Raw genomic sequence first — 17,622 nt, forward strand, 5'->3', positions numbered from 1 at the left:
GCCATGCGCGAATCGTACCTGTTCACCTCCGAGAGCGTCTCCGAGGGCCACCCCGACAAGGTTGCCGATCAGATATCGGATGCGGTGGTCGATCTCTTCCTCGCCAAGGATCCGCAGGCGCGCGTCGCGTGCGAGACGCTGACCACCACCAACAAGGTGGTGCTGGCGGGCGAGATCCGCGGTCGCGGCATTTATGAGGATGGTCAGTGGGCCGAGGGCGTGCTCGACGAGATCGAGGCGGCGGTGCGCCATACGGTGAAGCGCATCGGCTATGAGCAGGACGGTTTCCATTGGCAGACGTTCGACTTCTCGAACAATCTGCACGGCCAGTCCGCCCACATCGCGCAGGGCGTGGATGAGAGCGGCAACAAGGACGAGGGCGCGGGCGATCAGGGCATCATGTTCGGTTACGCGACCGACGAGACGCCCGATTTCCTCCCCGCCACGCTCTATTACTCGCACCGCATCCTCGAGCGGATGGCGCAGGACCGGCACGGCAAGGTCGTCCCCTTCCTCGAGCCCGATGCCAAGAGCCAGGTGACGCTCGCCTACGAGAATGGCGTGCCTGTCCGCGCGACGGCGCTGGTCGTCTCCACGCAGCATGCGCTCGGCTATTATGACGATGGCAGCGAGGGTTCGGACGCGGCCAAGTATAAGGAACTGCGCGACTATGTCGTCGGCGTGTTCCACGACGTGCTGCCGCAGGGCTTCATCACCGACGAGACCAAGATCTACGTCAACCCGACCGGCCGTTTCGAGATCGGCGGGCCGGACGGCGATGCGGGCCTGACCGGCCGCAAGATCATCGTCGACACCTATGGCGGCGCGGCCCCGCACGGCGGCGGCGCGTTCAGCGGCAAGGATCCGACCAAGGTCGATCGCTCCGCGGCCTATGTCGCCCGCTACATGGCGAAGAACGTCGTGGCGGCGGGCCTGGCGAAGCGCTGCACCATCCAGCTCAGCTATGCCATCGGCATCGCCGAGCCGCTCAGCCTCTATGTCGACCTGCACGAGACCGGCACTGTCGATGCCGCCAAGATCGAGGCGGTGCTGCCGACGCTCGTCAAGCTGACGCCCAAGGGCATCCGTGAGCATCTTCAGCTCAACAAGCCGATCTATCAGCAGACCGCCAGCTACGGCCATTTCGGCCGCAAGGCGGATGGTGACGCGTTCACTTGGGAGCGGACCGACCTCGTCGATCAGCTCAAGGCCGCCATCGCCTGATCCGCACGGAGGCCCCGGCCGTCAGCCGGGGCCTCCTGCCCTTCACGCGGGCGTCGCCGGCGGGTTCACGCCGTCCGCGTCCAGATCCACTTCCATCTCGCGCGCCCAGTAGCGCACGTCGCGGCAGGCGGTGACGAACGCCTTGGCATCCTTCGCCTTGGCCAGCTCGACGAAGCCGCCGTCGAAGTCCGCCTCCAGGATGCCGCCCTTGGCGAAGAGCGGCTTGGATGCCTCGGTATAGGCGATGAACTTCAGGTGCCCGAAGGCGTCGCGCACGAAATCCTGCGCGGCCGCATCGCGCGCCAGCTTCGTCGCACCTTCGGCCGACAGCAGCACGGCTACCGCATCGTAGAGCACCGACGGCCCGCCATCGATCTTCTGGCGCGCTTCCAGCAGCGTGCCATCATTCAGTATCGCGCCGCCGACATGGGGTGCGATGATCTCGAACAGCGCCTTTTCCGCTTCAATCGCGGCGGTCAGGCCCGTCACCAGCTTCGCATCGGTACCGTCGGCGACAAGAATGCCGATCTTGCGCCCCTCGAACGAGGCGTTCTTGCGCTTGACGATCGACAGCGCGTCGGACGCCGGCAGGTCGGTGCGCGTCGGCTGTGCGGCCGGCGCGGGCTCGGGCATTGCCGGAAGGCGCAGGCCGATCGCGACGGTGTTGGCCAGCCCCTCATCGATGTTGCGCAGGTGCGCCACCATCCGCTGGCGAATGTCCAGGCGCTCGCACTTCGAAAGCTCGAACGTCAGCGCGTCCCCGATATGCTTCTGCTCGATCGGCGTCTGGCTTATGTAGAACAGGCGTGCTTGGCTGTAATGGTCCGAGAAGGTGTCGGAGCGCACCTTCAGCTTCTGACCTTCGACATGGGCCGGATAATGCTTGTAGCCGGTCTCCGGATTCTCGCGCGGCCCCTGTCCCCAGCTGTTCGGCTCATAATTCACGCGCCCCTTCGGGTTGCGCATGTTCATGTGGCCGTCCTGATGGTAATTGTTCACCGGCACGCGCGGCGCATTGATCGGAATGTGCGTGAAGTTGGGCGATCCCAGCCGCTTGAGCTGTGTGTCCAGATACGAGAAATTTCGGCCGTGCAGCAGCGGATCGTCGGAGAAGGCGATGCCCGGCACGATGTTCTGCGTGCAGAATGCCACTTGCTCGGTTTCATGAAAGAAGTTGTCGACGAGCCGGTCGAGCGTGAAGGTGCCGATCTTTCGCACCGGCACGATCTCTTCGGGCACGATCTTGGTCGAATCGAGATGATCGAAGTCGAACGAGGCGGCCTGCTCCTCGTCGAACAGCTGCACGCCCAGATCCCATTGCGGAAAGGCGCCGTTCTCGATCGAATCCCACAGGTCGCGGCGGTGGAAATCGGGATCGTTGCCGCTGATCTTGACGGCTTCGTTCCACAGCACTGATTGCAGGCCCAGCTTCGGCTTGAAGTGGAACTTGACGAAGGTGGAGCGCCCCTCCGCATCGATCAGGCGGAAGCTGTGGACGCCGAAGCCTTCCATGAAGCGGAAGGAGCGCGGCAGCGTCCGGTCCGACATCGTCCACATGATCATGTGCATCGATTCGGGCGTGAGCGAGATATAGTCCCAGAAGTTGTCGTGCGCCGTCTGCGCCTGCGGCCATTCACGGTCGGGCGCGGGCTTGCCGGCGTGGATCAGGTCGGGAAACTTGATCGCATCCTGGATGAAGAAGACCGGGATGTTGTTGGCGACGATGTCCCAATTGCCTTCCTGCGTGTAGAACTTCACGGCGAAGCCGCGCACGTCGCGCGCCAGATCGCGCGAGCCCTTGTTGCCGAGCACGGTGGAGAAGCGCACGAACATCGGCACCTTCTCGCCCACCTCGGTCAGCACGCGCGCGGTGGTATATTCGGAGAGGCTCTCGCTCAGCTCGAACGTGCCGTGCGCGCCGTAGCCGCGTGCATGGACGACGCGTTCGGGAATCCGCTCATGGTCGAAGCGGAAGATCTTCTCGCGATAGTGGAAATCCTCCAGCAGCACGGGCCCGCGCGGGCCAGCCTTCAGCTGGTTCTGGTTGTCGGCGATGGCGACGCCCTGGTCCGAGGTCAGAGTCGGCAGATCGCCGCTTGCCAGCTGGTGCGTCTCGCCGCCCATGCCCGTGACGGTGCGCACGTCACCTGTCGGCACTTGCGCTTCGGCCCCCTTGTTGTTCGCCCGCGACTTGCCCGCCATCATCCGCTCCTTCAGCCCGAATAAGGCGTCTTAACGGCCGGCGACGGCGCAAGTCCCACATGGATCAGCTTTTTTTCGCTGATGCAGATCAGTCGGCAGCCCTGAAAGGCGCTTCATGGCGCTGCGATGGAAAGTGGCTATAGGCATGCGGATGAACGATCCGACGACTATCCGCCGCCTTTACGGCCGGCGTCAGGGCCACGCGTTGCGCCAGGGTCAGGCCGAGCTGGTCGAGCGCCTCCTGCCCGAAGTCGGAGTACCCGAAGGGCCGCTCGACGCCGTGCGCCTGTTCGGCGACGAACGCCCGCTGGCGCTGGAGATCGGCTTCGGCGCGGGCGAGCATCTTGCGGGCCAGGCTGCGCTGCACCCTGGCCACGGCTTCATCGGGTGCGAGCCGTTCCTCAACGGCGTCGTCGGCGCGCTCGGCCATATCGAGCGGGACGGCCTGACCAACGTCCGCCTGCACATGGGCGATGCGCTCGACGTGCTCGAGCGGTTGCCCGATGGCGGTCTCGACATGGCCTGGCTGCTCCACCCGGACCCCTGGCCCAAGGCACGCCACGCCAAGCGGCGTTTCATGAACGATGGCCCGATCGCGCTCATCGCACGCAAGCTCCGGCCGGGCGGGCGCTTTCGCTTCGGCACGGATCATCCGGTCTATTGCCGTTGGGCGATGATGGTGATGGGCCGCTCGCCCGATTTCGAGTGGCAGGTGGAGAGCAAGGCGGATTTCCTCACCCGTCCCGCCGATTGGCCGCAGACCCGCTACGAGGCCAAGGCACGCCGCCTCGGCCACGAGGTGTGGTATTTCGAGTATCTCCGCCGCTGATCCTCAGGCGCCGTCCCGCATCATCCGCGCCTGATCGGTCAGGATCAGGTCGCGCGGCAGCGCGCGGAGCAGGTCGCGCGCACGGTCCGCATCGGCGAGGTCGGCGGACAGCACCTGCCGGCTCTGCCGCGCGTGGAAGGACAGGCGACGCCCCGAGATCCGCCGTGGCGCCCCCACCCGCGCGACATCCTCGAACCGCCACAACGCCGGTTTCAGGATCTTGAAACGCACGCCCTCGTCCGTGATGGCGAATTCAGGGCTGGCATTGTTGGTCGAATAGCCGCCGAGCAGCGGAATGTTGCGGTCGAGCGTCAGCGCGCGCACCGGCACGTCCAACGCGCCATCGGTCAGATGCGAGGGCGGCGCCTCCGATCGGGCACGCTGGCGGGCGACGATGCGCCACGCCAGCAGCGACGACAGCGGGATCACCATGACGATCATGGCCACGATGAAGATAGTCAGCGTCGTCTCGTCCATGCCGTCCCCCGTTGATCTGGCGGCGATAAGGCTGGACGGAAGGACGTGCGGTGATGCGCATCACGGGGTCGGCAACGCTCGCAAACCGCGCAGCCGCAAGGTCTGCGTCGGGAGAGTCGGTAGACAGCAGTCGCACCATGACCACGTGACTACCGATCACCCCGGCCCTACTCGGCAAGATGCGCTCAGTTGATCGTCCGGAACCTGCCAGCCAGTCGCGCCGCCCGGGCATGCTGCCGCGCCAGCTTCAGGTAACGCTCGCTGCTCGGCCCGCCCGGCTCGTGCGACTTACAGTTGCGCAGATAGGCGAGATATTCGTGCGTCTCGGAGAATGTTAGGCCGGCGAGCACCTCGCGGCCACGCTCGTCCTTCTGCACCGCGCGCGTCTGTTGCAGATAGGTACGATAATCATCTGGAATCGGCATGACACCACCACCAGGAAGTCTCATAACGGCCATATCATAGCCGAACCTGTTGGTAAGCCAAGGCATTCCGAAGGAGAATGCTGGTGAAATCGGCGAGCCGTTTGATCGCGACTAGAACTGCTCAGGCCAGCTCCTTAAGCCTGATCGTGCCGTGGCGGAGCGCGAGCGGATAGATAATCATGTTCTCCAGCCGAAGCCGTTCCTGTCCCTGGGCCAGGATGTACCTGGTATCCTCGGAGAAGGCCTTCCAATCCTGCCTGATGGTGTCGACTGTCCAAGTCTCGAAATAGGCACGCCAGTCACGCGCCATTTCTATCACCAGGGCCTGTAGATCGAGATTCTCGCCGAGATCACGCTGTTGCGCGAGCTCGATCAGGGGACGATAGACGTTGTTCTGCTCGAACGCGCGATGCTCTTTTATCTGCACAGTGAACTGGTACAGGATCAAAGCCGCCAGCTCGGCATCGGGCTCTCCGCTTGCAACGAGAAGCAGCGCCCGGGACATCCGCTCCAGCTCATCATGCTCACGCATCAATCGCTCAAAGCTCATCCAGGCTTCTCCCGCGGAAAACCTCTTCTATACGCGAGCCGAGCTAAGGTTAACAACTTCCAACGGCGCCACGATGCGGCCGAGCGGGTCCTCGATTGCAGGCGCGGCGCATGAAGCCCGGCCACGTGGGAGAGCAAGCCGCCCCTGCTCTCCCGCCCATTGTATCGGTTTCCCGAGTTCACCCGGCAGATGCGCTACTCACTTCGCCCTTGTCAGTCGCAGCAGCCGTCCGCCGGATCCACGGCCGCCATCTTCCAGCAGCCAGATCGCGCCATCCGGGCCCTGCTCCACGTCGCGGATGCGTGCGCCCATCAACCATTGATCGCCCTTGCGTGCCTCTGTGCCGTTCAGGTCGACACGGATCAGCGCCTGCGACGAAAGGCCGCCGATGAAGGCATCGCCACGCCATTCGGGGAACATCGCGCCCGAATAGATCATCAGCCCGCCCGGCGAGATCACCGGATTCCACCAGACCTTGGGCGCCTCATAGCCGTCGCCCGGCTTGTGATCGGGAATATCGCGGCCGTCATAGTGGCTGCCGTTCGACACGGCGGGATAGCCGTAATTGCGGTTGGGCAGGATCAGGTTCACCTCATCCCCACCCTTGGGCCCCATCTCCTGCTCCCACAGATTGCCCGCGCTGTCGAAGGCGAGGCCCAGCAGGTTGCGGTGGCCGTAGCTCCACACCTCGGGCGCGAAACCCTTGGCGGCCAGCGGGTTGCCTAGCGCCGGCTTGCCGTCCAGGGTCAGCCGCAGCACCTTGCCCAGCGTGGCCTTAGGATCCTGCGCCGGATCGAACTTCTGCCGCTCGCCATTGGTGAAGAACAAATACTTGCCGTCGGGCGAGAAAGCGATGCGGCCGGAATAGTGGCCATCCCCCTCCACGAACGGGCGGGCGCGGAACAGCTCGGTTACGTCCTCCAGCCGCGGGCCGCTCTTGGCGTCTTCAGCGAAGCGCCCGCGCCACAGCACCACGCCCTTGCCGCCCTCCCCCGCAACAGACCCCGAGAAATAGACCAGCTTGCTGGTGGCGAAATCCGGCGCCAACACCACGTCCATCAGCGCGCCCTGCCCGGCGCTGTCGATCTTCGGAATACCGGCGAGGGGCATGGTCGCGGTGACGCTGTTCGACCCCTTGGCGATGATGACGAGCAGCATCCGCCCGTCCTTCTCCGTCACCAGCGCACGGCCGTCCGGCAGGAAGGTCATCGCCCACGGGCTGTCGAGATCGGCAACGGGGGTGACCGCGAACGGCTTCCCTTCCGAGATGTCAGTGCCCGGCTGCGCTGAGGCGGGCCCATCGGCGCTCCCGCAGGCGGCGAGCGCGAGGGCGGCAAAGGCGGCGGGCGGCAGGCGCATCGGGGTCACTCCGTGGATGAGATCGAACGCGCCTGATCGCACGCCCTGTGCCAAGGCGCCATGCCCCGCTTCGCCCCCTTGCCGCGTGCCCGTGTTCCGGCTATATCCCCCTTGCTTCTCGACATCGGAAACCTTGCCGAGGTCGGCGCCACCGGCGCCGACGCGGGGGGCGCATATCTTGAGTCGGAGACGCGCTTGGCGGATATCGCCGCATTGGAACGCCTGATCGAGCCCGAGGCGCAGGCCCTCGGCCTCAGCCTCGTGCGTGTGGCGATGTTCGGCGGCAAGTCCGATCCGACGTTGCAGGTGATGGCGGAGCGGCCGGACACGCGCCAGCTCGACATCGCCGATTGCGAGGCGCTCAGCCGCCGCATCTCCGACGTGCTCGACGAGCATGATCCGATCGAGGAGGCCTATCGGCTGGAGGTCTCCTCCCCCGGCATCGATCGCCCGCTCACCCGCTCGCAGGATTATGCCGACTGGGCCGGGTTCGATGCGCGCGTGAAGCTCAGCGAGACGATCGAGGGCCGCAAGCAGATCGACGGCAAGCTGCTCGGCCTCGCCGATGGCACCGTCACCATGCAGATCCGGGCGAAGGACAAGAGCCTTCAGCCCTTCGCCTTCCCGCTGGCCTTCGTTGCCTCAGCCAAGCTCTTGCTCACCGACGAGCTCATCCGGGCGACCGCCCCACTCGACGCCGCCGGTGCCGAGGAAGAAGAAATCGAAGACGCCATGCTCGACGCCGAAGGCGTCGACCAAGAACTCGAAGAAGGACAGGATTGACGATGGCTACCGCCATTTCCGCCAACAAGGCCGAGCTGCTCGCCATTGCAGATGCGGTCGCGCGTGAGAAGCTGATCGATCGCGGCATCGTCATCGAGGCGATGGAGGATGCGATCCAGCGCGCCGCCAAGGCCCGCTACGGCGCCGAGAACGACATCCGCGCCAAGATCGACCCCAAGGGCGGCGACCTGCGCCTGTGGCGCGTCGTCGAGGTCGTCGAGGAGGTGGAGAATTACTTCACCCAGGTCTCCTCGACCGAGGCCGCCAAGCTCCAGAAGGATGCTAAGGTCGGCGACTTCATCGTCGATCCGCTGCCCAATTTCGAGTTCGGCCGCATCGCCGCGCAGGCCGCCAAGCAGGTCATCTTCCAGAAGGTGCGCGACGCCGAGCGCGAGCGCCAGTATGACGAGTTCAAGGACCGTGCGGGCGAGATCATCACCGGCGTCGTCAAGCGGGTCGAGTTCGGTCACATCGTCGTCGATCTGGGCCGCGCCGAGGGCGTCATCCGCCGCGACCAGCAGATTCCGCGCGAAGTCGTCCGCGTCGGCGATCGCGTCCGCTCGCTGATCCTGCGCGTCGTGCGCGAGAATCGTGGGCCGCAGATCTTCCTCAGCCGCGCGCATCCGGACTTCATGAAGAAGCTGTTCGCGCAGGAAGTCCCCGAGATTTACGACGGCGTCATCGAGATCAAGGCCGCCGCACGCGATCCGGGCAGCCGCGCCAAGATCGGTGTGATCAGCCATGACGGCGGCATCGATCCGGTCGGCGCGTGCGTCGGCATGAAGGGCAGCCGCGTGCAGGCCGTCGTGCAGGAGATGCAGGGCGAGAAGATCGACATCATCCCCTGGTCGCCCGACACCGCGACGTTCGTCGTCAACGCGCTCCAGCCAGCCACGGTCAGCCGCGTCGTGATCGACGAGGAAGAGGAGCGGATCGAGGTGGTCGTCCCTGACGATCAGCTCTCGCTCGCCATCGGCCGCCGCGGTCAGAACGTCCGCCTCGCCAGCCAGCTGACCGGCAAGGCGATCGACATCCTGACCGAGGCCGACGCCTCCGAGAAGCGCCAGAAGGAGTTCGTCGAGCGCTCCGAGACGTTCCAGAACGAGCTGGACGTGGATGAGACGCTCGCCCAGCTGCTCGTCGCCGAGGGCTTCACCTCGCTCGACGAGGTCGCCTATGTCGAGCTCGACGAGGTCGCCTCGATCGAGGGCCTCGACGACGAGATCGCGCAGGAGCTCCAGTCCCGCGCGCAGGAAGCGCTCGACCGGCGCGAGGCCGCCAATCGCGAGCTGCGCACGTCGCTCGGCGTCGAGGATGCTCTGGCGGAGCTACCGCACCTGACCGAAGCGATGCTCGTCACGCTCGGCAAGGCGGGTATCAAGACGCTCGACGATCTCGCCGATCTCGCCACGGACGAGCTGATCGCCAAGAAGCGGGCCGAGCCGCGTCGCCGTGCCGAGAACGCAGCGCCGCAGCGCTCGCGCCCTGAGGACAAGGGCGGCATCCTCGCCGAATATGGCCTGAACGAGGAACAGGGAAACGAGATCATCATGGCGGCGCGCGCCCACTGGTTCGAGGACGATGCCTCGGCCGAGGAGGCGCAGGGCTGATGCCGTTCGTCGACATCCGCCTGGCGGGCAGCATCACGCGCGATCAGAAAGCGGCGCTCGTCGCGGATGTCACCCGTTCGCTGGTCGAGCGGCTGGGCAAGAACCCGGCTGCGGTGCAGGTCAACATTCAGGAGCTCCCGACCGAGAATTACGGTTCGGGCGGCATCCTGATCGCGGATCGCGCATCCGCCTCCACGCAGGAGGTCGCACCCGCGGATGGCACACGATGAGATCCTGCTCGATCTGACCGACGAGGGCGATGCGCCACCTGCAAAGGTGGCGCACACGCCCGAGCGTACCTGCATCATCACGCGCGAGAAGGGCGCGCGCGACGCGCTCATTCGCCTCGCGCTCGCCCCCGACGGCAGCGTCGCGCCCGATGTGCGCGCGCGTGCGCCAGGACGCGGCGCGTGGATCGGCGCGGATCGCGCCACGCTCGAGCGCGCCATCGCCAAGGGCAAGCTGAAGGGCGCGCTGGCGCGTGCCTTCAAGGGCGCGCCGCTCACCATTCCCGCCGACCTGCCCGATCGGATCGAGCAGGCGCTCGCCCGCGCCACGCTCGACCGGCTGGGGCTGGAGGCGCGTGCCGGCACGCTGCTGACCGGCAGCGACAGGATCTCGGATGCTGCTCGCAAGGGACAGGTTTCGCTGCTGCTGCATGCCGACGATGCGGCAGAGGACGGCAACCGCAAGCTCGACCAGGCGTGGCGAGTCGGCCTCGATCGCGAGGGCGAGGCGGTGCGGGGGCTCGTAATTCCCGCAAGCCGTTCCATATTGTCGATGGCGGTCGGACGTGAGAATGTGGTACATATCGCGTTGACTGCGCCGGCCGCGGCTGCGCGCGTCTCCGAGACGCTGCGCCGCTGGTGCGGGTTTATTGGACGAGACGGAGGCGAGGCGCCTTGCGAAGCCGGTTCGCAGGGCACATCGGCGCTTCGGAGAGGCGACGGGCCGGGGTGATCCCCGCAACCCGATGCCGATGGAATGAGACGAACGACGGGGCCGGCAGCGCCTGCCCGTCCCACGACTGAAGGGTGTGCAAGCGACCTTATGAGCGATAACGACAAGCCGAAGCTGGGTATGCGCGCGCCCCTGGGCCTGAACAAGCGGACCGTTGAGGTCGGCAAGGTCAAGCAGAGCTTCTCCCACGGCCGGTCCAACACCGTGATCGTGGAAACCAAGAAGGCACGCACGCTGCGCAAGCCGGGCGATCCCGCGCCCGCGCCGGCGAACGAGCCCGTCGTTGCGCCCGAGCCGGTCGCCGCGGCGCCCGCACCTGCGCCGGCCCCGGCAGCGGCAGCGGCAGCGGCTGCGCCTACGCCAGCCCCCACTCCCACGCCGGCGCCTGCCCCGGCAGCGGCGCGCCCCGCGCCTGCGCCTGCGCCGGTGGCCGCACGCCCGGCTGCGCCTGCACCGCGCCCCATGCCGACCCGCGCACTCACGCCGCTCGAGCGGCGCGAGCAGCAGGAGCGTCTGCTGCGCGAGGCGGAGGAAGCGCGCATGACCGCGCTGGCCGAGGCGCGCAGCCGTGAGGAGCGCCTGAAGGTCGAGGCGGCCGAGGAAGAGCGCCGCCGTGCCGAGGAAAATCGCCGCGCCGAGGAGGCTAAGGCGAACGAGCCGGCTCAGCCTGCGGTCGAAGAAGCCAAGGCCGCGCCTGCGGCGGAGCCCGCTGCTGCACCGGCCACTGCCGAGGCGCCTGCTGCCGCCACGACGGCGGAGCCCGCCGCGGCTGCCGGCGACGCACCGGCCGGCGAGGCGCGCCGCACCGACGGCTTCCCGCCGCCGCGCCGGTTCACCCCCGTCGTGCCCGTCCGCCGTCCGGAGCCGCCCAAGCCTGCGCAGCGCGACCGCAAGGGCGATGACCGGCGCCAGTCGGGCAAGCTCACCGTCACCAAGGCGCTGAACGACGGCGATGCCGGCGGCGCCCGTGCCCGCAGCCTCGCCGCGCTGAAGCGTGCGCGTGAGAAGGACAAGCGCGCCCATGCCGGCGGCGGCGTGCAGGCCAAGCAGGTCCGCGACGTGGCGGTGCCCGAGACGATCACCGTTGGTGAACTCGCCAACCGCATGGCCGAGCGCGGTGCCGATCTGGTGAAGGCGCTGTTCAAGATGGGCATGCCCGTGACCATCAACGCCACGATCGATCAGGACACGGCCGAGCTGCTGGTGACGGAATTCGGCCACAACATCCGCCGCGTCAGCGACAGCGATGTCGATCTCGTCACCACCGACGATGTCGATGCGGCGGAGACGCTGCAGCCGCGCCCGCCGGTCGTCACGATCATGGGCCATGTCGATCACGGCAAGACCAGCCTGCTCGATGCGCTGCGCGGCACCGATGTCGTCTCGGGCGAAGCCGGCGGCATCACCCAGCATATCGGCGCCTACCAGGTGACGCAGAAGGACGGGTCGAAGATCACCTTCCTCGACACGCCCGGCCACGAAGCCTTCTCCGAGATGCGTGCGCGCGGCGCCAACGTGACCGACATCGTCGTGATCGTGGTGGCGGGCGACGACGGCATCCGGCCGCAGACGATCGAGGCGATCAACCACACCAAGGCGGCCGGCGTGCCGATGATCGTGGCGATCAACAAGATGGACAAGCCGGGCAGCAACGCCCAGCGCGTTCGCGAGGCGCTGCTGCAATATGACGTCCAGGTCGAGAGCATGGGCGGCGACGTGCAGGAGGTCGAGGTTTCGGCGCTGAAGCGCACCGGGCTCGACGACCTGATCGAGAAGATCCAGCTCCAGGCCGAACTGCTCGAGCTCACCGCCAACCCCGATCGCCAGGCCGAGGGCACGGTGGTCGAGGCGCAGCTCGACAAGGGCCGCGGCCCGGTCGCGACGGTGCTCGTCAACCGTGGCACGCTGCGCGTCGGCGACATCTTCGTCGTCGGGGCCGAGAGCGGCAAGGTCCGCGCGATGGTCGACGACAAGGGCAAGCAGATCAAGGAAGCCGGCCCGTCCATGCCGGTCGAGGTGCTCGGCATGTCCGGCGTGCCGCATGCGGCGGATCAGCTGTCCGTCGTCGATACGGAATCGCGCGCTCGTGAGATCGCGGCCTATCGTGCGGGTGTCATCCAGCAGAAGCGCACCACCGCGGCGCCCGCGTCGCTCGAGTCGATGTTCTCGGCTCTGCGCGACAAGCAGGCCAGCCAGTATCCGGTGGTCGTGAAGGCGGACGCGCAGGGCTCGGTCGAGGCGATCCTCGGCTCGCTCGCCAAGATCGGCAACGCCGACATTCAGGTGCGCATCCTGCACTCGGGCGTCGGCGGCATCACCGAGAGCGACGTGACGCTGGCGGCCGCCTCCAAGGCGCCCATCATCGGTTTCAACGTCCGCGCCAACGCCAAGGCGCGCGAGATCGCCACCCGCGATCAGGTCGCGCTGAAATACTATGACGTCATCTACGACCTGCTCGACGAGATCAGGGCGGCGATGGCTGGCCAGCTCGGGCCCGAATATTTTGAGACGGTGGTCGGTCGTGCCGAGGTGCGCGAGGTCTTCTCCGCGGGCAAGCATGGCCGCGCAGCGGGTCTTCTCGTCACCGAGGGGTACATCAAGAAGGACCTGCGCGCTCGCCTCACCCGCGACGACGTCATCGTCTACAACGGCAAGATCGCCTCGCTGCGTCGCTTCAAGGACGACGTGGCCGAGGTCCGCGCCGGCCTCGAATGCGGTGTCACGCTGGAAGGCTCGATCGACGTCAAGGCGGGCGACTATCTCGAGACGTTCGAGGTCGAGGAACGCGCTCGGACGCTGTAATTGGGCAAGCCGAAGGAGCGCGGGCTGCATCCCGTCCGTGACTTCTTCGGCGGCCTGTTCGAAGCGATGGGCTGCGTCGGAGAGGGCTGTCTCGCCTTCACCGTCCTGATCGCTCTTGCCGCCCCGGCTACCCTTCTGCTGCTGAGATAGACGATGCGCCGCAACGAAACCCCTGAGGGCAAGTCCGTCCGCCTGCTGCGCGTGGGCGAGCAGGTCCGCCATGCGCTGTCCGACGTGCTGATGCGCGGCGATGTGCATGACGAGACGCTCGCCTCGCACACCGTTTCGGTCACCGAGGTGCGCATGTCGCCCGACCTGCGCCACGCCACTGCCTTCGTGAAGCCGCTGCTCGGCGAGGACGAGGCGGTGGTGCTCAAGGCGCTGCGCACCAATACCGCCTATCTGCAGTCCGAAGTCGCCCGCCGGGTGAACCTCAAATATGCCGCCCGGCTGAAGTTCGTCGCCGACGAGAGCTTCGAGGAAGGCGGCCATATCGATCGCCTGCTGCGGGATCCCCGCATCGCCCGCGATCTCGAAGGCGACGCGGAGGGATAAGCCCTCCGCTTGTCTCCGCTACGGTCCGCCGCCAGAACGGCGCGCATGCCCATCGCCCCGCTCGCCGCCTTGCTGCTCGCCGCCACCTCGCCCCCTGCCGCGGCGACGGCAGATCCGCCGCGCGATGCGGTGCATCCGGCAACCATGGCCGCCTTCGTTATCCCGGCGCAGGACGGCGCGATGAATGCGGTCCTCTATCGCGCCGCTGGTGCCGGTCCGCATCCGATGCTGCTGTTGCTCCACGGCTTTCCCGGTAACGAGCAGAACCTCGATCTGGGCCAGGCCGCGCGCCGTGCCGGCTGGAGCGTGCTGACGCTCCACTATCGTGGCAGCTGGGGCAGCCCCGGCCGCTTCACCTTCGCGGGCGCAGCCGATGATGCGCGCACCGCCATCGCCTTTCTTCGAGCCAATGCCGAGCGCTACGGCATCGATCCGCGGCGAATGGCGGTCGCCGGACACAGCATGGGCGGCATGATGGCCGCCCGCGCCGCCGCGGACGACAAGGCTTTGCTCGGCGCCTTCCTGATCGATCCGTGGGATATGGCCGGCTCCGCCCGCTTCTACCGGTCGGATGCCGCCGCCCGGCAGGACTTCATCGACAACGAGCTGCGTGGCGACCTGCCGCCGCTCGCGGGGACCAGCGAGGCGGCGCTGCTGGCCGAGCTGGACGCCACCGGTCCGCGGCTCGACCTGCCGGTCACGATCCGCGAGATCGGACGCCGGCCGGTCGCGATGGTTTACGCGGAACGCGGCAATGGCACGGATCAGGCGCGCTCCATCTCGCGTGCCGCCGGCCTCCCCACACCGCCCGTACTGCCGACCGACCACAGCTTCTCGGACATGCGGATCGCCCTCGCGACCCGCCTCGTCGAGTGGCTGGCGACGCTGCCGCGCTGACCTTATGGCCAAGCTCTATTTCTATTATTCCGCGATGAACGCGGGCAAATCGACCGTGCTGCTCCAGTCGGACTTCAACTATCGCGAACGCGGCATGGAGACGATGCTGTGGACCGCGGCGCTGGACGACCGTTTCGGCGAGCCGCGCATCGCCTCGCGCATCGGCCTGTCCGCGCCGGCGCACCTGTTCGCGCCGGACACCGACCTGTTCGCTGCCATCGCTGCCGAACTCGGCACGCGCCCCCTCGCCTGCGTGCTGGTCGACGAGGCGCAATGGCTGAGCAGCGATCAGGTTCGCGGTCTTGCGGCCGTGTGTGACCGGCTCAACGTGCCGGTCCTCACCTACGGCCTTCGCACCGATTTTCAGGGCGAGCTGTTCCCCGGTTCGGCGGCCCTACTGGCGCTGGCGGACAAGCTGGTCGAGCTCAAGACCGTTTGCCATTGCGGTGCCAAGGCGACGATGAACCTCCGGCTCGATGCAGGCGGACGGCCGGTGCGGGAGGGCGCGCAGGTCGAGGCCGGCGGCAATGACCGCTATGTCGCCATGTGCCGCCGGCACTTCACCGAGGCGCTCGCCTGATGCTCGATGTCGCTCGCCTGCATGTGCCGCTTCGGGACGGCACTGTCCGCCTCGAGCCTCTGACGGAACGCCACCGCGACGCACTTCGTGAAGCCTGCGCGGCGGATGCGGCGATCTGGGAGATCTATCTCAACAGCTGGGCGTTGGACTGCTTCGACGTGACCTTCGATGCCCTGCTCGCCAACCCGGCGCGCCAGCCCTTCGCCATAGTCGAGGATGGCAAGCTGGTCGGCATGACCGCGTGGATCAACGCCGAGCCACGGCACCGCACGGTCGAGCTGGGCAACACCTATCTCGCGCCTGCCGCTCGCGGCACCGGACTGAATGGCCGGGTCAAGCGGCTGTTGCTCGATCACGGCTTCGCACTGGGCCTTCTGCGCGTTCAGTTCGTCATCGATGTGCGCAACGAACGCAGCCAGGCCGCAGTGCTGAAGCTGGGCGCTCGCCCGGAAGGCGTGATCCGCAACCATTATGTCACGTGGACGGGCCACAGGCGCAGTTCCGCCTTGTTCTCGATCGTCGCCGGGGAGTGGCCGCACGCATGATGCTGACCGCATTGCTTCTGCTCGCGGCGGCGCCGCTGGAACCCGGCGTTGAGGCCGATCCGGAGCCGAGCATACCCCTTTCCGGCCAATATGATCCGCAGAATGCGTTCGCCCGCATCATTCGTGGCGAGCTGCCGGTGGCAAAGGTCTATGAGGACCGTCACCTGCTCGCCTTCATGGATCGTGCGCCGATCAGCGCTGGCCATGTGCTGATCATCTCCAAGACGGCGAAGGCGCGCACCCTGCTCGATCTGCCCGACCGCGATCTGCGCCGCATCCTGAAGCTGGCACGCCGGGTGGGCCGGGCGGAGATTGACGGCCTCGGCGCTGCCGGCTTCCGGCTGATCCAGAACAATGGCTATGGCCAGAGCGTGCCGCACTTCCACCTGCACGTCGTGCCGCGTTATCCGGGTGCGGCATTCAATTACGCCAAGGATCGTGCACAGGGGCTCGATCAGCTGGAGCCCGTCGCCGCCCGCATCCGTGGGGCGCTGCGGTGAGCGGTCCCTCCCTTCACGGCTGGCTGATCCTCGACAAGCCGCTGGGCCTCGGCTCCACGCAGGCGGTGAGCGCAGTCAAGCGGGCGCTCCGCGAAGGCGGCGATGCCAAGGCGAAGGTCGGCCACGGCGGAACGCTCGATCCGCTCGCCTCCGGCGTACTGCCGGTCGCTCTGGGCGAGGCGACGAAGCTGGCCGGGCGGATGCTGGATGCGGACAAGCTCTACGCCTTCACCATTGGCTTCGGAGTGGAGACGGATACGCTCGATGGCGAGGGACGCGCCGTCGCGCTCTCGCCCGTCATGCCGACGCTGGCCGAGGTGGAGGCAGTGCTGCCGCGCTTCACCGGCGCGATCGCGCAGGTGCCGCCTGCTTATTCGGCGCTGAAGGTGGATGGCGAGCGGGCCTATGATCGCGCACGCGCCGGCGAGGCGGTGGAGATGGTCTCGCGGCAGGTAACGGTCCACGCGCTGACCCTTCAGCCGGACGCGGCGGAGCGCGAAACACCCCTTCCCGCTGTCACGCTCCTTGCCCATGTGTCGAAGGGCACCTACATTCGGAGTCTGGCCCGCGACATTGCGGTGGCGCTCGGCACGGTCGGGCACGTGACCATGTTGCGCCGGCTGAAGGCCGGGCCTTTCACCCTCGCCGCGGCAATTTCGCTGGACAAGTTGGCCGAGCTTGCTACGGCGCGCTCGCTTGAAAACTCTCTCCTGCCGTTGACGGCGGGGCTGGACGGCATCCCGGCCCTTGCTCTCACCCCCGATCAGGCAGGGGCGCTCCGCCAGGGGCGCAAGCTGATCGGGACGCTCGCGACACCCGGGCTCAACCTTGCGATGGACGGCCTCGTGCCGGTCGCTCTGGTGGAGCGGGACGGACCGGAGGTCCGTGTGGTGCGCGGCTTCAACCTGTGAACGATGCCGTGGAAAGACAGACATGACCATCACTGCCGAGCGCAAGGAAGCGCTGATCAAGGACAATGCCCGCGCCGAGGGCGACACCGGCTCCCCCGAGGTGCAGGTCGCCATCCTCACCGAGCGGATCGTCAACCTGACCGAGCACTTCAAGAGCCACGCGAAGGACAACCATTCGCGCCGCGGCCTGCTGATGCTCGTCAACAAGCGCCGCAGCCTGCTCGATTACCTTCGCAAAAAGGACGGCGCGCGCTACACCGCGCTGATCGCGAAGCTGGGTCTGCGCAAGTAACCCGAAGGGCGCCCTCGCGGCGCCCTTCTTGTTTTTCACTCCCGCCACCCCGGACCTGTTCCGGGGTCCACCGTCCGGCACCTCCGCAGGCATTTGGCCTTGCCGTGACCTGGATGTCGGA

General features: G+C 67.1%; 20 protein-coding genes. 15 read left to right on the top strand and 5 right to left on the bottom strand.

The window, feature by feature from the left end; translation table 11 throughout:
* Nucleotides 1–3 precede the first annotated feature (3 nt).
* On the top strand, nucleotides 4–1,224 hold the full coding sequence (gene metK, locus BM360_RS03230; protein ID WP_093310657.1) for a methionine adenosyltransferase: 1,221 nt from the start codon (nucleotides 4–6) through the stop codon (nucleotides 1,222–1,224).
* Between the two features lie 42 nt (nucleotides 1,225–1,266).
* Here the strand turns inward: metK and BM360_RS03235 are convergent, their stop codons facing one another.
* Complete coding sequence (locus BM360_RS03235) at nucleotides 1,267–3,426, bottom strand: catalase (RefSeq protein ID WP_093313678.1); 2,160 nt, start codon at nucleotides 3,424–3,426, stop codon at nucleotides 1,267–1,269.
* 151 nt (nucleotides 3,427–3,577) lie between these two features.
* On the opposite strand from BM360_RS03235, the gene trmB reads away from it, so the two are divergent.
* Nucleotides 3,578–4,255, top strand: coding sequence for a tRNA (guanine(46)-N(7))-methyltransferase TrmB (gene trmB / locus BM360_RS03240; protein ID WP_093313680.1), 678 nt, complete (start codon nucleotides 3,578–3,580; stop codon nucleotides 4,253–4,255).
* A gap of 3 nt (nucleotides 4,256–4,258) precedes the next feature.
* On the opposite strand, the gene BM360_RS03245 is transcribed toward trmB, so the two are convergent.
* The 4 genes from BM360_RS03245 to BM360_RS03260 all read right to left on the bottom strand — a co-directional run bounded on the left by BM360_RS03245 (nucleotide 4,259) and on the right by BM360_RS03260 (nucleotide 7,066).
* Entirely contained in the window at nucleotides 4,259–4,732 is a 474-nt protein-coding gene (locus BM360_RS03245) for a hypothetical protein (protein ID WP_093310660.1), read from the bottom strand.
* Nucleotides 4,733–4,917: 185 nt separating this feature from the next.
* Nucleotides 4,918–5,157 carry a hypothetical protein gene (locus tag BM360_RS03250; protein ID WP_093310661.1) on the bottom strand — a complete coding sequence of 80 codons (240 nt, stop codon included), beginning with the start codon at nucleotides 5,155–5,157 and terminating at the stop codon, nucleotides 4,918–4,920.
* Nucleotides 5,158–5,278: 121 nt separating this feature from the next.
* On the bottom strand, nucleotides 5,279–5,707 hold the full coding sequence (locus BM360_RS03255; protein WP_093310664.1) for a hypothetical protein: 429 nt from the start codon (nucleotides 5,705–5,707) through the stop codon (nucleotides 5,279–5,281).
* 198 nt (nucleotides 5,708–5,905) lie between these two features.
* Nucleotides 5,906–7,066, bottom strand: a complete 1,161-nt coding sequence (locus BM360_RS03260; RefSeq protein WP_093310666.1) for a PQQ-dependent sugar dehydrogenase — start codon at nucleotides 7,064–7,066, stop codon at nucleotides 5,906–5,908.
* A 195-nt stretch (nucleotides 7,067–7,261) separates the two neighbouring features.
* Between BM360_RS03260 and rimP the strand changes: the two genes are divergently transcribed.
* From rimP to rpsO, 13 genes are all read left to right on the top strand, one after another.
* Nucleotides 7,262–7,849, top strand: coding sequence for a ribosome maturation protein RimP (gene rimP, locus BM360_RS03265; RefSeq protein WP_093313682.1), 588 nt, complete (start codon nucleotides 7,262–7,264; stop codon nucleotides 7,847–7,849).
* A gap of 2 nt (nucleotides 7,850–7,851) precedes the next feature.
* A complete protein-coding gene (gene nusA / locus BM360_RS03270) occupies nucleotides 7,852–9,459 on the top strand; it encodes a transcription termination factor NusA (protein WP_093310668.1) in 1,608 nt (535 codons plus the stop codon).
* Nucleotides 9,459–9,689, top strand: a complete 231-nt coding sequence (locus BM360_RS03275; protein ID WP_093310670.1) for a tautomerase family protein — start codon at nucleotides 9,459–9,461, stop codon at nucleotides 9,687–9,689. The genes nusA and BM360_RS03275 overlap by 1 nt, the downstream gene beginning before the upstream one ends.
* Nucleotides 9,676–10,419: a DUF448 domain-containing protein gene (locus BM360_RS03280; protein ID WP_093310673.1), complete on the top strand. Its 744-nt coding sequence runs from the start codon at nucleotides 9,676–9,678 to the stop codon at nucleotides 10,417–10,419. Before BM360_RS03275 ends, BM360_RS03280 begins: the two co-directional genes overlap by 14 nt.
* Nucleotides 10,420–10,509: 90 nt before the next feature.
* Nucleotides 10,510–13,221, top strand: a complete 2,712-nt coding sequence (gene infB, locus BM360_RS03285; RefSeq protein ID WP_093310675.1) for a translation initiation factor IF-2 — start codon at nucleotides 10,510–10,512, stop codon at nucleotides 13,219–13,221.
* Complete coding sequence (locus tag BM360_RS19475; protein WP_165611188.1) at nucleotides 13,222–13,371, top strand: hypothetical protein; 150 nt, start codon at nucleotides 13,222–13,224, stop codon at nucleotides 13,369–13,371.
* A gap of 3 nt (nucleotides 13,372–13,374) precedes the next feature.
* Nucleotides 13,375–13,776, top strand: coding sequence for a 30S ribosome-binding factor RbfA (gene rbfA / locus BM360_RS03290; protein WP_093310677.1), 402 nt, complete (start codon nucleotides 13,375–13,377; stop codon nucleotides 13,774–13,776).
* A 45-nt stretch (nucleotides 13,777–13,821) separates the two neighbouring features.
* Entirely contained in the window at nucleotides 13,822–14,673 is an 852-nt protein-coding gene (locus BM360_RS03295) for an alpha/beta hydrolase (RefSeq protein ID WP_093310679.1), read from the top strand.
* A 4-nt stretch (nucleotides 14,674–14,677) separates the two neighbouring features.
* Complete coding sequence (locus tag BM360_RS03300) at nucleotides 14,678–15,253, top strand: thymidine kinase (protein ID WP_093310682.1); 576 nt, start codon at nucleotides 14,678–14,680, stop codon at nucleotides 15,251–15,253.
* Nucleotides 15,253–15,798: a GNAT family N-acetyltransferase gene (locus BM360_RS03305; RefSeq protein WP_093310684.1), complete on the top strand. Its 546-nt coding sequence runs from the start codon at nucleotides 15,253–15,255 to the stop codon at nucleotides 15,796–15,798. Before BM360_RS03300 ends, BM360_RS03305 begins: the two co-directional genes overlap by 1 nt.
* The gene (locus BM360_RS03310; RefSeq protein WP_093313684.1) at nucleotides 15,795–16,298 is read left to right on the top strand and encodes an HIT family protein; all 504 of its coding nucleotides are present in this window, start codon (nucleotides 15,795–15,797) and stop codon (nucleotides 16,296–16,298) included. Before BM360_RS03305 ends, BM360_RS03310 begins: the two co-directional genes overlap by 4 nt.
* Nucleotides 16,295–17,209, top strand: a complete 915-nt coding sequence (truB, locus tag BM360_RS03315) for a tRNA pseudouridine(55) synthase TruB (RefSeq protein ID WP_093310687.1) — start codon at nucleotides 16,295–16,297, stop codon at nucleotides 17,207–17,209. The genes BM360_RS03310 and truB overlap by 4 nt, the downstream gene beginning before the upstream one ends.
* Before the next feature lie 22 nt (nucleotides 17,210–17,231).
* Nucleotides 17,232–17,501, top strand: coding sequence for a 30S ribosomal protein S15 (rpsO, locus tag BM360_RS03320; protein WP_093310691.1), 270 nt, complete (start codon nucleotides 17,232–17,234; stop codon nucleotides 17,499–17,501).
* Nucleotides 17,502–17,622 lie beyond the last annotated feature (121 nt).

The sequence above is a fragment of the Sphingomonas jatrophae genome (genome assembly GCF_900113315.1).
GTDB lineage: Bacteria > Pseudomonadota > Alphaproteobacteria > Sphingomonadales > Sphingomonadaceae > Sphingomonas_P > Sphingomonas_P jatrophae.